At 53.0% G+C, this 15331-nt stretch carries 11 protein-coding genes; 7 read left to right on the top strand and 4 right to left on the bottom strand.

Going from position 1 to position 15331, the window contains the following annotated elements:
* Positions 1 to 3 precede the first annotated feature (3 nt).
* Genes LOC67_RS12170 through LOC67_RS12155 form a run of 4 tightly spaced genes read left to right on the top strand, consistent with a single transcriptional unit; the run spans position 4 to position 4164 of the window.
* On the top strand, positions 4 to 1032 hold the full coding sequence (locus LOC67_RS12170) for a FecCD family ABC transporter permease (protein ID WP_230262877.1): 1029 nt from the start codon (positions 4 to 6) through the stop codon (positions 1030 to 1032).
* Between the two features lie 7 nt (positions 1033 to 1039).
* Entirely contained in the window at positions 1040 to 2026 is a 987-nt protein-coding gene (locus LOC67_RS12165; protein WP_230262876.1) for a FecCD family ABC transporter permease, read from the top strand.
* Positions 2027 to 2032: 6 nt separating this feature from the next.
* On the top strand, positions 2033 to 2905 hold the full coding sequence (locus LOC67_RS12160) for an ABC transporter ATP-binding protein (RefSeq protein WP_230262875.1): 873 nt from the start codon (positions 2033 to 2035) through the stop codon (positions 2903 to 2905).
* Positions 2902 to 4164 carry an MFS transporter gene (locus tag LOC67_RS12155; protein WP_230262874.1) on the top strand — a complete coding sequence of 421 codons (1263 nt, stop codon included), beginning with the start codon at positions 2902 to 2904 and terminating at the stop codon, positions 4162 to 4164. The genes LOC67_RS12160 and LOC67_RS12155 overlap by 4 nt, the downstream gene beginning before the upstream one ends.
* 519 nt (positions 4165 to 4683) lie before the next feature.
* Here the strand turns inward: LOC67_RS12155 and LOC67_RS12150 are convergent.
* Positions 4684 to 6489 (bottom strand): hypothetical protein, encoded by a 1806-nt coding sequence (locus LOC67_RS12150; RefSeq protein WP_230262873.1) that lies wholly within the window; start codon positions 6487 to 6489, stop codon positions 4684 to 4686.
* Positions 6490 to 6763: 274 nt separating this feature from the next.
* Positions 6764 to 8203 (bottom strand): MerR family DNA-binding transcriptional regulator, encoded by a 1440-nt coding sequence (locus tag LOC67_RS12145; RefSeq protein WP_230262872.1) that lies wholly within the window; start codon positions 8201 to 8203, stop codon positions 6764 to 6766.
* 471 nt (positions 8204 to 8674) lie between these two features.
* Between LOC67_RS12145 and LOC67_RS12140 the strand changes: the two genes are divergently transcribed.
* From LOC67_RS12140 to LOC67_RS12130, 3 genes are all read left to right on the top strand, one after another.
* Positions 8675 to 9403 (top strand): ATP-binding cassette domain-containing protein, encoded by a 729-nt coding sequence (locus tag LOC67_RS12140; protein WP_230262871.1) that lies wholly within the window; start codon positions 8675 to 8677, stop codon positions 9401 to 9403.
* A 7-nt stretch (positions 9404 to 9410) separates the two neighbouring features.
* A complete protein-coding gene (locus tag LOC67_RS12135) occupies positions 9411 to 11588 on the top strand; it encodes an ABC transporter permease subunit/CPBP intramembrane protease (protein WP_230262870.1) in 2178 nt (725 codons plus the stop codon).
* Positions 11589 to 11902: 314 nt separating this feature from the next.
* Positions 11903 to 12832, top strand: a complete 930-nt coding sequence (locus LOC67_RS12130; RefSeq protein WP_230262869.1) for a ThuA domain-containing protein — start codon at positions 11903 to 11905, stop codon at positions 12830 to 12832.
* 104 nt (positions 12833 to 12936) lie between these two features.
* Here LOC67_RS12130 and LOC67_RS12125 read toward each other — a convergent pair whose 3' ends face one another.
* Together LOC67_RS12125 and LOC67_RS12120 are read right to left on the bottom strand one after the other, a co-directional pair.
* Positions 12937 to 14205 (bottom strand): sialate O-acetylesterase, encoded by a 1269-nt coding sequence (locus tag LOC67_RS12125; protein ID WP_230262868.1) that lies wholly within the window; start codon positions 14203 to 14205, stop codon positions 12937 to 12939.
* 165 nt (positions 14206 to 14370) lie between these two features.
* Complete coding sequence (locus LOC67_RS12120; protein WP_230262867.1) at positions 14371 to 15330, bottom strand: HDOD domain-containing protein; 960 nt, start codon at positions 15328 to 15330, stop codon at positions 14371 to 14373.
* Between the last annotated feature and the right edge of the window lies 1 nt (position 15331).

Genomic DNA, 15331 nt, shown 5'->3' with positions numbered 1-15331 from the left:
TCAATGCGGTCGCTTTCACCTCCCACCGAACAAAGGCAACGATTTCTGTGGTGCCTCGGTTTTATATGCCTCGCATTAGCCGTCGCGATACTCGGTCTATTCGTTGGACCGACACCAATTGGCATTCAAGATGCGATCGAATCGGTTTTCGAATACGACTACAACAACAACTCTCACTTTGTCATTTGCCAACTGCGACTTCCACGCGTTGTGTTGACTGCAATGATTGGCGCTTGTTTGGCGAGCAGCGGGGCCATGATGCAAGGTGTGACCAGAAATCCATTGGCGGGTCCTTCCATCATGGGCTTAAGTTCCGGCGGAACACTGTGCTTGCTGGTTGGAATCCTGGTGAACCCGCAGCTTCGATATACCGATTCAATTGGTCTTTCGCTTGCAGGTTCCATGTTTGGCTACTTGGCCGTCTGCGCGACACTAATGGTCGCGTCAAAACCCAGCAATGGCGCAACGATGGCATTGGCCGGTGTCATCGTGTCTAGCCTGTTCGGTGCGATTACGCATGGATTGACCATCGTCTATTCACTGCACGATGAGATGCTCTTTTGGACGGTTGGTGGAGTGTCGCATGTGACTTGGACGCAAGTTCTGTTGTTGACCCCGTTGTTCGGAATCGGCCTTTGCTTGGCTATCGTGATTAGCCCATCGGTTACTTTGCTTAGCTTGGGTGAAGAGATTGCTGCTGGCTTGGGCCAAACGGTGCGCAGAACTCGACTCATTTCGACCATCGCGGTTTTGATTCTGACCGGCGGGGCAATCGCGGTTGCCGGGCCTGTCTCCTTTGTCGGTTTGATGGTACCGCATTTATCCAGGTCCCTGATCGGGGCGGATTATCGAAGAATCATCCCGCTATCAATTCCCCTGGGTGCCTGCCTAACAATGTTGGCGGACACCCTAGCGCGTTTCGTTGGCGGGAACCAGGAACTGCCTCTGGGCCTGATGACGACTTTGATCGGCGCACCGTTCTTTGTCTATCTAGCTTCAAGACGTGCCTCCGCTAGTCGCCCCCGCTGCTAGAGGCAACATGACAACGCCACAGAAATTCATCTACCTAGTTGCCGGCTTGATTGCAGTCGTCATCGTTTCCGCTTGTCTCGGAAACCAAACGTACTCACCGATTCGAATCTGGAAGATCATTCAATCCGACGAAAGTCTGACACATCAAACCATTCTTTTGTCTTTCCGGTTTCCAAGGATCGCGCTAGCCTCGGTGGTCGGCCTTACCCTGGCCGTTTCAGGCGTTTTGATTCAAAGCGTTTTGCGAAACGACTTAGCCGCACCTGGGATTTTGGGCGTTTCAAGCGGTTCTAACTTGGGCGTCACCCTGACCATGATCATCGGTGGTTCCCAAATCACATCGCCTTGGATGCTTCCCGCGATGAGCATGTTGTGTGCCAGCCTTACCGTTTTATTGGTCTGCATTTTGGCGTACCATTCAAACACGTTGTCACCGGTTCGGCTGCTTTTAACCGGTGTGTCGGTTAGCTTATCGATCGGTGCATTGACGCTTGTTCTCGCGATGCATCTAGACCGTACTGCTTATGCCCATTCGATCGCATGGATGTCCGGCAGCCTAGCTAAAGCGGATTGGAATTATGTCTTTGCGATTGCTGGACTCGTGACGGTTGCACTTCCTGTCGCTTGGTCGAACCGACACCTGCTCGATGCGATGCGGTTCTCTGATGAGACTGCGAACAGCTTAGGCGTCTCAGTGAACGCGGCGCGTGTTTGTACGCTGCTATTCGCCGTACTGATTGCTTCTGCCGCAATGTCCGTTGTGGGAAGCGTTGCTTTCGTGGGCTTGATCGCACCGCATATCGGTCGGCGTCTGACTGGCCCGAACCATGGTCCCCTAATCGCCTCTGCCAGTTTGGTGGGGGCTGGGCTCCTAGTCGGGTCCGACACAATCGGTCGTGCTGTGTTCCATCCGGTTGAGATGCCCGCCGGTGTGATCGTCAGCGTTGTCGGTGGCGCCTATTTCCTATACCTGCTGGTCACTCACCGAAGCTGAGGGTGCATGACGATGGCTCGACTGGAAGCTGAAAACTTGTCACTTCGATATGATGGCGACGAGGTTGTACGAAACGTTAACCTTCGTGTAACAGACAACCAAATTACTTCATTGATTGGTCCCAACGGATCGGGCAAGTCAACGTTGCTGCGCGGGCTTGCACGTTTGCTACCTCCAAATCGCGGAACGGTAAAACTGGATGGTAAATCGATCGAACGGATGAGGTCTCGTGATGTTGCAAAAACCCTGTCACTCCTTTCTCAAAAAAGTGATGCTCCGGAAGGCCTGACGGTTTCTGAACTAGTCGCATTTGGACGATACCCTCACCGAAGTTGGCTGGGCTACTTTGACCGTAGCGATAGACGTGCCGTTGACGAAGCGATGGAAGTTGTCGGAATTGAAACGCTGGCAAATTTTCACCTAGGTGAATTATCCGGTGGACAGCGACAAATGGCTTGGATTGCGATGAATGTCGCGCAACAGTCCCCAATCATGCTCCTCGACGAACCGACTACGTTTTTGGACCTGTCAAATCAACTCGAAATACTACACCTCTTGCAGACACTGCAGACTGACTTTGGAAAAACGATCGTGATGGTTCTGCACGACATCAACCACGCCGCAAGGTTCTCTCATCAAATGGTGGCTTTGCGGGATGGTGTGATTCTTTACCAAGGCCCGCCTGATGAAGTGCTTACCTGCGAAATGTTGAACAACGTCTTCGACATCGAGGCCGAAATCGCTGACTTCCCTCCGAAGTTGCAATCGACTCACTCTCCAAGCAACTCGATAGGACGCTACTGCATCCCATTGCGTCATCGATCAATGGAGGGCAGACTTTTGAATTCGGCAATGATCTCCGAAGGAAGCACGCTTTGATCTTTCGCTTTTGCCTTTACGGATTCTTAAAAAACCAACGGTACTTCGCACCGTTCTGGATCCTTGCGTTCGTTGACAAAGGCCTCTCCTTTGCAACCATCGGTTCCTTGATTGGGTTTCAGCAAATCTGTGTGACCGTCGGCGAAGTTCCCACCGGCGCGTTGGCGGATGCGCTAGGTCGCAGACAAGCAATGATCTTGTCGCATATCGCCTACGTGATCGCGTTTCTGACGTTTGCCTTTGCAAATTCCGTCCCGTTGCTTTTCGCTGCCATGTTTGCCTTCGCCATCGGTGAAGCGTTTCGGACCGGAACACACAAGGCAATGATCTTTGCTTGGCTAAAGCAGGAAGGCCGTGAGAGCGAGAAAACGGAGATCTATGGTTTGACCCGCAGTTGGTCTCAAAAGGGAAGCGCACTTTCGGCCTTGATTGCTGCCGGACTGGTATTCACAACTCTGAACTACAGCACCATTTTTTGGCTGAGTGTGATTCCGACGTCTTTGAATATTGTTAATTTCTTGGGATACCCAAAGTCGCTCGACGGAATCTCAGGCCGCCCCAGAGATACGAAAACGCTCTTCGGAATATTCTGGAGTTCAATTTGCGAATGTGTTCGCAAAAGCCAACTGAGAAAACCAATCTCGGAATCGATGGGTTTCGAAGGGGTCTACGGAGCGACCAAAGACTACCTGCAGCCAGTCATTCAACAATTGGTCGTCGGCGTACCGCTTTTTGTAGCCCTTTCCGAAACTCGGCGTACCGCGGTTGCCGTCGCGATCATCTACACAACGCTCTACCTACTTTCCAGCTTTGCGTCTCGTCGAGCGGGACGAATCGCAAAGTGGCTGGGAGGTGATTTGGCCGCGGCAAGATCGCTATGGCTGGTCTTTCTAGCAACGATGCTGATGTTGCTTTTGGGAACTTTGGCCCAGTGGCAACTTGTGTCCGTACTGGCATTCATCGCACTCGCCATCCTTCAAAATATCTGGCGTCCAGTTCTCGTTTCTCGGATCGCCGACCAAGTCGATCAGTCCAACATGGCAACGGTGCTCAGTGTTGAATCACAAGCAAAGTCACTTGGCATCGCGTTATTGGCCCCAGTCATCGGTTACTTCATTGACCGCGCACCGGAAGACTACCAATTCTCGGTCATTGCAATCGTCGGCATTGTCGTTTCCGCTATCGCGATCGCTTGTACGAGCAAGAAGAGGCATGAAGCTGCGGTCGCTAGAGATCACGAGAACGGCATTGGTGAATAGCCAATGATTGCGATTTAGACTCGCGCGTTGCCAACGTCCGCGATTGGATTGAATCAGTCCAGTCTGAATCGATATCATCCAGCCATCACGGTTGGTAGCTATGAAAAACGGCATGCCGCCGTGCCGCAAGCGACGATAGATCTTCCCTTGTCTGTCGAATGCTCTCTTGTTTTTCGATGCCCCCAATACTGCAATGCGGAAACTTCTGAAATCGCAGCACACCCAGGCGAAAGGAAACGAAATGAGTCGATCTCAATGTTTTTCAGTCTTAAAATCCGCAGATGAATAGTCAGGCTGTCTATTGGATCGCTGCGTGAAGCCGACCATCTTGTGTCAATAAACTCGCGACACACCAATCGCTACACCGCCGCAACCCAAACTGTGGGGAAAGATCCGGCCCGCTATTTGCGTCCGGAAGCTATACGCTGCTCGATGCAGCTTTGCCGCCGGTGCCGTATCACGCGATTGATTCTCCCGTGGATACGGTTGCTGGCGGCAATCATTCGTCGTAGCGACTGTCTATGCCAAGGCAGCTTCAAAGGCATCAAAATTGATAAAGCTGGTCGTGAACAGGAAGTCGACGTTGATCGCGAACGATCCGTCCTCGTCGTCAGATTCGGCTTCAGTTCCACCTTCCGGTCCGCGAATCGGTGACCATCCCCAAAGGTAACTTCCATCGCTATCGACCGGATCGATCAATCCGCCTCCGGCGAGAATGAAGTCGACATTGACAGTCGAACCGGCGAGATGCGACAGATTAGAAAGCCATTGATCTGGGTTATTGTCGGTGCCCCCATCGGCGTCTGCTTGGCCAACCACTTGGCTGATCATCTCGAGGTAGGCCTGGGCTGCTGGATTCTTCGGATTCATCAAAGACCATCGCAGTGCCGTCCCAGATAGTCGACTGCCTTCATCAATCGGATCGATCTTGCCGCCGTAGTTCTGCGCGGACGCAACCGCTGCCCGAATCATGCCCAACACTTGTTGACCGGCAGGTGAATGGGCATTCATCAAAGCCCATAGCAGCAGGTGCCCCGGAGCGTCAGATTGATTGGGAACAGGCGTTTCGTCGGCTTCGGAATCATCGTTTGAATCATCGGACGATGAACCGTTGTCAGAATCGTCGCTGCTGTCATCGTCCGATCCCGAATCGCCCGTGCCGTCGCTGTCGGAACCAGAGTCAGCGCTGTCATCGCCGCTCTCTGTCGAAACGTAGATTTCGGTCGCCCCATCGTCTCCGGTCGATACCCCATAGGTTCCTTCCGCTGGCACTTGAGATGAATAGCCGCCGTTGCTTCCGGTGAAACCACCGTTTCCGTTGGGGGCGAAGTGTTCTGAAAAGTAGTCGCCGTTTTCGTTGTACCCGCTGATGTCGAAACCGCCGTCAGGCGTGTGCGTGACATTTCCATATGCACCCGGGATATCCGCATTCGGATCGTCAACCCACTCGCCTTCGATGTCTTGCAGATCGTCTGCGTCGATCCACTCGTTTTCATCGATCTCACCACTCGGTGAATCAGGGATCGGTTGCTCTCCATCATCGGACACAGAATCGTCGCCGATAAAGTCATCCAGTGGCGAATTGGTGTAGTCGCCACCGGACCATTGATTCAAGAAATCCTCTTTGGAACCTTTTCCGTTTTGGACGTTATCCAGTCCATCCCAATAATTCCTATCAGTCGCAGCTTGTCCATCGCTAAGCAATTCTGAAAGGCTGATTCCATTGAGCATCCGCTCGCTCGTCATTCCTCCCCACAATTCCTTTGGAACACCGAACTTGGTGCCCAAGGATTTCTTGTAGATGTTATCGACGCCTTTTTCAGGACCTTCGTTCAGTATTTGAATGTATGTCTTGGGGTTGGTCAGTATTTCGCGATCATCGGGTTCGATTTTGGCAAGTGTATCGGCGAACTTCATCAATTCAGACGCCGACAGTCCCGCCTTGGCTGCTTCCTTTGGAAGCGTCATCCCATCAACGACAATCAGCAGAGTCACGTCGTTTGCCGTTTGTCGAACCGCATTGCCCTCGACTGATGCATTTTGGATGGCATCTTTGGCCCGCTGAATGACCGCTTCGTCAGCACCGAACATTTCTCCCAACGCTTCGATCTCCAGTACCGCAACCGCTTTCGGATCATTTCTTTGCGATGTCGTAGCAGACTTTTCCATCGAATCCGACTTCAGTTCATCGCCGGAAATCGCGGCACTTTTGCTGATCGTCTCATCTGTTTTGCTCTCGACGGCAACCTCTGTCTTCGCGTCAAGGTCGCCCGCCATCAGTAGACGTCCGGACAGCGATTGGAGAACTAGCTTTCTGCGTTTCATCGTCGAATTCATTCGGTTTGGCGGCTCTGTCGACTATCGAAAACCCGGTTTTGAAGCTCGCCAGACGCCCACGACACATTGGATGTGAGATCCACATTTTGCAGACTGGCAGTGCATCAAAACCGCTACTAATTGACCGAGCGAAAAGAATGTCGCGGTGTTACCAAAGAAAACCGCCAGCGAATGGCTAGCGTGATGCGTTCGTCCATTCCAACGTTGGCTACAACGATTTGAGCCAAGATTTCAGCAACAAAGATTTTGCGGAGGGAAACCGCTAGCCATCAACTCCCAGACGCACACGAGCCTCGTCAGCCCAAGGTCCATCGGGAGCCAATTCGATCAACCGCTGCCAATGCACCAAAGCCTCGATTTCGCGATCACAGCGATCAAGGGTCTTTGCGAGCGTATAGTGGACGTCGGCATAATCATTGAAGAACGTCAGCGCACCACGAAGCGCCGCGACGGCAAGATCAAACTGGCCCAATTCGGCGAGCACCGCACCAAGGCTGGCACGTGCCTCGACAAAGTCCGGTTCTAGCTCAATGGCTGTGTAGTAGCGTTCCCTTGCCGCCACCAGAAAATTCATGCGATACAACAACTCGCCGATTTGAAAACAGATATCAGCTCGAATCCCGTCCCGTGCCAAGATCGCGTGATAGATATCGATCGCGGTTTCCAAATCGTCTTCATCTTCGGCCGTGTAAGCGTCCACCAACAGCGGATCACTGACGTGCTCGTTCGCTTGGCGAAGCATCGGAGGACGGTCGGCATCGACGAAGGCCAATAATAGTGGCGAATCTTCTTTTTCGGAAACTTGCCGAGCTTCATTGTCGGCGTCATCTGCGGACTTGATATCTTCAAAGTCAAAACGCATCTGCCCACCGGGTTCAACCAAGCCATCGCCCTGACGCAGCAAGACGTCTTTGCCTTGAACCAAGACGCTTAACTGATCCAGTGGCCGTGTGCTGTGCGGAAAGACGCGAACCAATTCGGCGAGTCGCTTTTCGATCGCTTTCCAATCCGCTCCCGCCGCGACCCATCCCGCTAAACGCTTCGCAGTTGCGACCTCGGCAAAATCGAAATAAGGCAATTTGTGAAGCGTGACGATAGGCCGAATTAGCCCACGCCGATGCCATCGCCGAATGACACGCACCGAAACGTCTAGCAAATCGGCAAGCATCGCAGGCGTCCAATACCGTCGGACCGGTTGCTCCAATTCGACAAGGCCTAGGCGTTCCCACAGTTCCGTCTCGTGAATCACCTCGACTTCGCCGCGTCCCGCCGCATCGATTAACGCAGTCGGAAGCAGTTCGGATTCACTTAGCGGCGGCTGCTCGGCACCGATCACGACCCAACTGACAAGCGATTCGTAGTTCGGAGACTTTCCGCGTGGTAGGTCGACGACCTTCGCACCGAAAGATTCGATCACATTGCTGGCTTGGCGGCGATTCATACTGCCAAAGCGTCCAACCAATGCGATTCTCTTTCCGGCCGGCGATTGGGAGTCGCCTGGTTTGTCATCGTTAGCAGATGACTCCAAATCGAGTTCCGCCAATTCATCGATCGCGGAATCATCATCCAGTTCGATCTGACCTGGAACGTCATCCGAGTCAGGTTCGTCCCTCGACTGCAGTGATTCTTGAGAATCATGTTCTGCACCATCTGCAAACCGCCGCATCGCTTCCTCAAATGAAAGCAGCTCAGATCGGTTCACGGATTCTGGATCGGTGGGCACAGGGATCGTATGTGGGGTCGCGTAGCTAAAAGTGAAGAAATGAGGCTTCGATCCATTCAATCAAACGAATCCGAGACCGATTATCCAGTTTTTGGCCCACCTGAGTAGCCATCAATGCCACTGCGATCTCAATGCGGTGTGCGGCTCCCTCCCGCCAGAGGGTTCCTGGCATGCAGAAGGAACGACAAGCCCAGGGTGTCGAACCCGTCTTTCGGTTTGTTTTTGATTTAAAGCGATTGCTGCACAATGGCGTATTCACACACTTTCCGAATGCACATACGCCTTACGCCAATAGATTATGCACCCGGTGTTCACGTTGGAAAAGCAAAATCTGCCACCTAGCCGTCCTTCAAGCCAAGGCTTAAAAGACAAGCCCTAGTCGGACTTGATACAATCGGACGCCGGGTTCAATGAACAACCTTGGCGGATCGTCCACTCACCAGAATCAGCATGCTGCACGTCGAGGCTTTAACGAAACGGTTTGATCTGACCGAAGGTACGTTAACCGCCGTTGATAACGTCTCGTTTACGATCCGTCCTGGTGAAGTTTTTGGCCTGTTGGGCCCTAACGGTGCCGGAAAAACGACGACCATGCGAATGGTCCTGGGCCTGCTCGCACCAGATTCTGGCTGGGCAGAAGTCGACGGGCTGCGGACTTCCGAAGACCCGATGGCGGTAAAAAGTCGGCTCGGATTCGTTTCCGCCAGCGACGGCGTTTATCCGTGGCTGACCGTTCGCGAGATGCTGCACTACTTTGCCGATCTCTATGGGGTCCCACCAGAAGTCGCCGAGCCACGTACGGTCGAACTGGCTCGTCTGTTGGATGTCGAAAAATTGCTCGATCGACGAGCCGGCGAACTGAGCACCGGCCAACGGCAGCGAGTCACCTTGGTACGTGGCTTGATCCACGATCCGCCGGTCATGTTGCTTGACGAGCCCACACGTGGATTGGACGTCGTCGGCGTCCAGACCATTTTCGACTACATTGAGATACTTCGTGACCGTGGAAAGGCGGTTGTTGTTTGCACTCACCGCTTGGATGAAGCCGAACGATTGTGCGATCGATTCGGACTGCTTCATGCCGGGCGTCTGAAATATTGCGGGTCACTTGATGATCTGAAGCAGCAAACCGGGCACGATTCGCTTGTCAACATTTTCGTCGACTTGATCAGGAACTGATTCGAACGTGGCCCCGGAATCATCACAACCTTCGCGCGAGCGCTCGACGACGCAGCGACGGCACTTCAGTACAGGCCGACGACTGGCGCGTCTTTGTCAAAAAGAACTTCGCGAAACACTGCGTGACCGCCGGACCATCGTCACACTGTTGATGATGCCATTGCTGGTCTATCCGCTTCTTAGCATGGCGCTGAACCGCTTTTTGCTTAACGCCGCGCGTGATGCCGAACAGGTGCCATACGCGATCGGTGTGGCAACAGACGAAGAGGGTAGCGCGCTGCTGGCTTGGCTGGAAAGCCCATCAAGCCAACCGCCGGACGCGATCATCGAAGCCAGCCGCGGACGCATCGCGAAATTTAAAGTCGTCAACACCACGAACGATTCGCCGCCGGTTGAGGCACTGAAGTCTGGCAAAGTTGACATCGCTGTTTCGATCAATGATGGGACGCCGCCGGTAATCGAAGTCAAAGCCCTTCGCGGCAACACCGTTAGCGAATCCGCTGCCCGCATCGTCACCGAAAGAATTCACTGGCTGCGTTTGTCCTACGCAGAAGCAACGGCAAGCCAAGTGACACACTACGTCCCACCGCCGTCGATCATTTTGGAGGACGTCGGCAATGCTTCGTCACCATCGATGCTGGGCACGATTGTTCCGCTCGTTTTGGTGTTGATGACCATCACTGGCGCGGTCTATCCGGCGATTGACTTAACAGCAGGTGAACGTGAACGTGGAACGATGGAATCCTTGATGGCATCGCCGGTTCCGCGAACCTACATCTTGTTTTCAAAGTATGTCGCCGTGGTAACGGTGGCGCTATTAACCGCGATAGCCAACCTGTTAGCCATGTTCACAACATTGTGGGCCGGGCGTCTGCTTCCGCTACTAACCGGCGACGACTCCGGTTTCCCTTGGCTCGCAGTCTTGCAAATCCTGCTGCTGTTGGTGCTGTTTAGCGCATTCTTTTCGGCTGTCTTGTTGTCGCTAACCAGCTTCGCGCGGTCATTCAAAGAAGCCCAGGCGTACTTGATCCCCATCATGCTTCTGTCATTGACGCCTGGCATGCTGTCGTTGCTTCCCGGAGTGACACTTTCGGGGCCGCTCGCGATCGCTCCACTGATCAATATCGTTCTTTTGGCTCGCGAGGTTTTGCAGGGAACGGCCGAAGCCGCGCCCGCATTGGTCACCGTTTTGAGTACACTCGGCTATGCCGCTGCTGCTGTCGCGGTTGCTTCGATGTGCTTCGGCAATGATGCCGTTAGCCGCACCAGCGGACAAACCTTCGCTTCGATGCTGCACCGTCCGAAGAAGACTTCCCAGACGCCTTCGCCTCACACTGCCGCGATGACGTTGGCATTGTTGGTGCCCGCCTACTACGTGGTCAGCAATCTGTTGATGGGGATCGTCCCCGGCATGAATCTATACTTCGTGCTCATCCTCAGTGCGGTGACGCTGATTTTGGTATTCGGATTGATTCCGTTTCTAGCAGCGCGAATCACAAAGTCGGAATTGAAGACGACATACCAATTGGGTGCACCGAATGCGACCAGTCTGTTCGGTGCATTCCTGATGGGTTTGGGTGCCTGGATTTTCGCGCACGAGCTATACGTGCTGGCTCAGCAAGTCGGTATCGGCGTCCTTGACGAAGAACGAATCGCGGAAACACAAAAGACCGTCGAAAACTTTAAGTTGGCTCCCGCGTGGCTGCTGCTTTCTTGCTTGGCGTTGACACCGGCGGTGATCGAAGAGTTTTGCTTTCGCGGCTTCCTATTTACATCGCTCCGAAAGATCTTTTCGCCTTGGAAACTGATCGCCACCACAGCCGTCCTTTTCGGCCTTTTTCATGTCATCACTGGCAATACACTTTTGGTCGAACGATTCCTGCCAACCACTTTGCTCGGCATCATCCTCGGTTGGCTCGCCTATCGAACCGGCAGCGTTTGGCCCGGCGTCCTGATGCACTTTACGCACAACGCACTGCTGGAACTTGTAGCGAAATATCAGGATCGACTGACCTTTTTGGGCGGGGACGCCGCCGATCAAGTTCACTTGCCAGTGACCTGGCTCGCTGGCCTGACCGTGATCACTTTGCTTGGCGTCGGGATCGTTTTTTGGGGGACGAAAAAATCCACCAGGACCGAAACCCCGCCACCCGAACAGGATTCCGCACGCCAACCAGCAATCTAACGCGGCAGTTATCAAACACGGCGGCCCAACAACGGGACAATTCGTTTCGCGTTCCCAACGGCCATGGGTGATATTTGAAGGTTCGTGCTATGATAATGCCTGCCCTGCGGTGGTCGATTAAGTTGCCCTTCTAAATTCAGATAGCCAGGTCCAACAAAACGATGGTTGTCTGACGTTTAGCACGACAACGGTGTCAACAGATGAAGGGTTTGAAATATTCCACTTTCGCACTGCCGAACTTTGGGCAGATCGAAGCGTGGCAGTGACCAAGCCACCGCGGGCCCCCACCTTCCACCCCACACGACCTTTGGAGCATGGCGTTGAAACGTTCATTCGCTGCGCTGGCGCTGATCAGCCTTTCGATTTTTTCTGGTTTGCTCTCTTCCGGTGATGCCTTCGCCGAAACACAGAAAGTTGTCCTCGTCGCCGGTAAACCATCGCACCCTGCAGGGATGCACGAATTCAATGCTGGTGTTCAGTTGATGACGAAGTGTTTGCAGGAAAACACTGACATTGACGTCCATTTCGTTTTAAACGGCTGGCCAAAAGACGAAACGATTTTCAACGGAGCCGACGCGGTCGTGTTCTTCATGGATGGTGGCGGACGCCATGAAATCGTCCAGGAAAAGGGCAAGCGTCTGGCAACCATTCAGAAGTGGACCGAACAAGGCGTCGGGCTGGGCTTCATGCATTACGGCGTCGAGGTTGTTGCGGACCAAGCCGGCAAAGAAATGAAACGCTGGATCGGCGGACATTACGAACACATGTTTTCGTGCAATCCAATGTGGGAACCGGTCTTCAATGACTTTCCCAAACACCCGATCACCAATGGCGTTGAACCATTCAAAGTCAAAGACGAATGGTACTTCAACATGCGTTTCCTTTCGGGCATTAACGGCAACGAACCTGCAGAAGTCGAGGGCATGAAGTTCGTCCCCATCTTGGTTGCGTCCCCATCAGACGATGTTCGTGATGGACCGTACGTCTATCCCCCAGGTCCCTACGAACATATCCAAGCATCCAAAGGGCGAGCCGAAGCGATGATGTGGTCGGTCGAACGACCCGATGGTGGTCGAGGATTCGGCTTTACCGGTGGTCATTTCCACAACAACTTTGGCGATGACAACTTCCGCAAAGTCGTGCTCAATGCAGTCATGTGGATTGCGAAGGCTGACGTCCCTGAATCCGGAGTCGAAAGTTCTGTCACTGAAGAAGAACTGAAAGCCAATCTGGATCCTAAGTAGCTGTTTCTGCGTCGTAGATAGACGGTTCAACCAATAAAAACGCCGCCTGGCTGCAAACAATCGGGCGGCGTTTTTTGCATTCAGACTATCAACACCACACTGCGTTATTTGCGGTTCAACAAGCCCATCATAGCCTCGGCGAAACCTTTCCCAATCTGTGTCATGATGGCTGCCGACCCCATGTAGTGATAGTCGCCATTGGAAACACTATCGCGCAGATAGCTCAACTCCGATTCTGAAAACGTGTCTCGATAAAGTTGCTCGATCGCCGCATCGCCATCCTTCTTCGTGCGATCTTTGTTGGCGATTTGTTTTTTGATCTCTTTGATTTGTGGTTGGATTGTTTTTTCGATTCGGCGCAACCGTACGATCTCTTGATCCCAATAGCGTTCGGTTAGAACTGCCGCGACGGTTCCTTCAAATTCTTCCATCTTCGCCGGTTCAGCCATCGCTTGACGAAAATTGTCATGCGTTGATTTGTAGCGTTGCTGGTCTTGTCCGTATTCTTGAGTCGGTCCACCAACGCCCAACACACCGATCACCACTGGCAATGAGGGAGCCTGGAGATCTTTGCGAATGTTGCGAATAAGCTCCGCTAGTAATTCGCTGTATTCAGCGTAGCCATCGGGCTGATCTCGATTGGGATACGTCCCTCGATCCACCATATCGTTCCATCCTTGAAACCAGACGAAACCAGCCAATTCATATCCTGATTCTGGATCATAGCCGGGGTAGACGCGTTCAATATCGCCCAATACATGGTTGATATGCTTGATCATCTGAGCGTAGTACACACCGGTCGCGGCCTTCTTTTCCGCCTGCAACTTGCTGACATCCTTGCCTTGCTTACGGAACAGTTCCAATTGATCAGAACTAAATTGATAGGGCTCAGCACTGGGGGGCCGAAAATCCGTGTTGATACTTTTGCCACCCCAAGCCGTTTTGATGATCAAGATTGGCTCATCAAGATACCGCTCCATGTAAAACCCGAATGTGTACTCAGGACCGATCTTGGGGCCGCCAGCTTTGGCGCCATACCCGATCGTTAGCTGACCCGTTTGCTCAACATCTGCCGAACCGACTGAGCTAATCCAGACGTTGCGACACGTTTTCGGCTCGCCATTTTCGTCCGTCAGATCCTCCAACAGTGGAGCGGCTTGTGCATTCATCCGCGCCGCTGCGAACGTTTTTACTTGCGCGTGCCCTTGCATATTGGATTGCCCGGCAAGCACAAAGACTTTCAGTGGCTTGGACTGCTGTGCGAGGCAAACTTTCTCGCAACTGCCAAAATATAGACAAACGAGAAATAACGCTGCTGTCTTTACCGAGCGATTAAAAACGCTGATGGGCAACTTCGAATGGAGCTTGTTCATGAACGAAAACCTGACGAGAGTCGGAATCGAACAGACCTAATCGGACTGTTCATTTCGTTCAATGATAACTCCGTGCGAAAAGCTCGACACAAACCGTCGTGGTGAGCTTCACAAGATTGCCGAAGACTCGTCTTTTGCTGCCTGCCGGGGCGACCGATGCGCTGGTTAGAAGTTCTGTTCAAAAATGGACTCGAACGAATCCATCTCAAGTGCCGACTGCAACGAAGTTTCAAGATACCGCTGGCGTGCCAGATCCAAAAGCGCACTGGGGTCTGGGGGAGCCTCGGATTGAACGCCGTAGACTTCCATTTCAAGCATCACGTCATCACGACACAGAAGAACCAGCTCGGTGAATCCATCGATGTCAATGTTAAATCGTTCCTCCAACAGCTTGCGGCATTTGCCGACTGATTCACCGTTGGCATCCCAAATTGCACCTGAAACCAAGGCAGCGGCACGAATGATCAGCGACAACGGATCATCCGCGGAATCATCGAGATGATGTCGTACGCTATCAGCGATTTCGCCTGGAAAGTTCCAGTTGCGTAGCAACAAACCGCCAATCTCTGCGTGATCGACGCCGTAGTAGTCACGTTCCGCGGCAGGCAACCCCAGCCCAACGTGCTGTTGATAAAAGGCCAAGTACCATTCACCTTCCGCCTGGGCCAGCAGCAATGTTCCAACATGGGCCAGCAGCCCAGTTGTGTAAGCGTCCTGCGAATCGATTAGTGGATAGCGTTTACTAAGTTGATAGGAAGCCGCAGCGACGGTCAAAGCGCGTCGCCAGAAATCGTTATACAACTCTCGCGCCGAACCGCTGGAAAATGCCTGCGTGATGCTGAATGTCATCGCGATCAAACGCATGCTTCGCTGTCCCAGCAATGCTACCGCTTGGTGCAGGTTCGTAACCGGCGCGTTTAAACCAAATCGCGGCGAATTGACAAGTCGCATAACGCGGCTCGCCATTGCCGGGTCAGTCTTGATGCATTCAACGATCTCATGCGTTGTGCAGTCTTCGTTTTGCGTCAGCTGTAAAAGCGACTGTGCAACTTCCGGAGGTGTATGAAGTAGATCCGGACACTGAATTAGACGTTCAATTCGACGAATCGTTTTTTCGTTGGTCATG

Origin of the sequence: Stieleria sp. JC731 (genome assembly GCF_020966635.1) — a bacterium.
Lineage (GTDB): Bacteria > Planctomycetota > Planctomycetia > Pirellulales > Pirellulaceae > Stieleria.
This window is presented reverse-complemented; position numbering and strand designations above follow the sequence as displayed.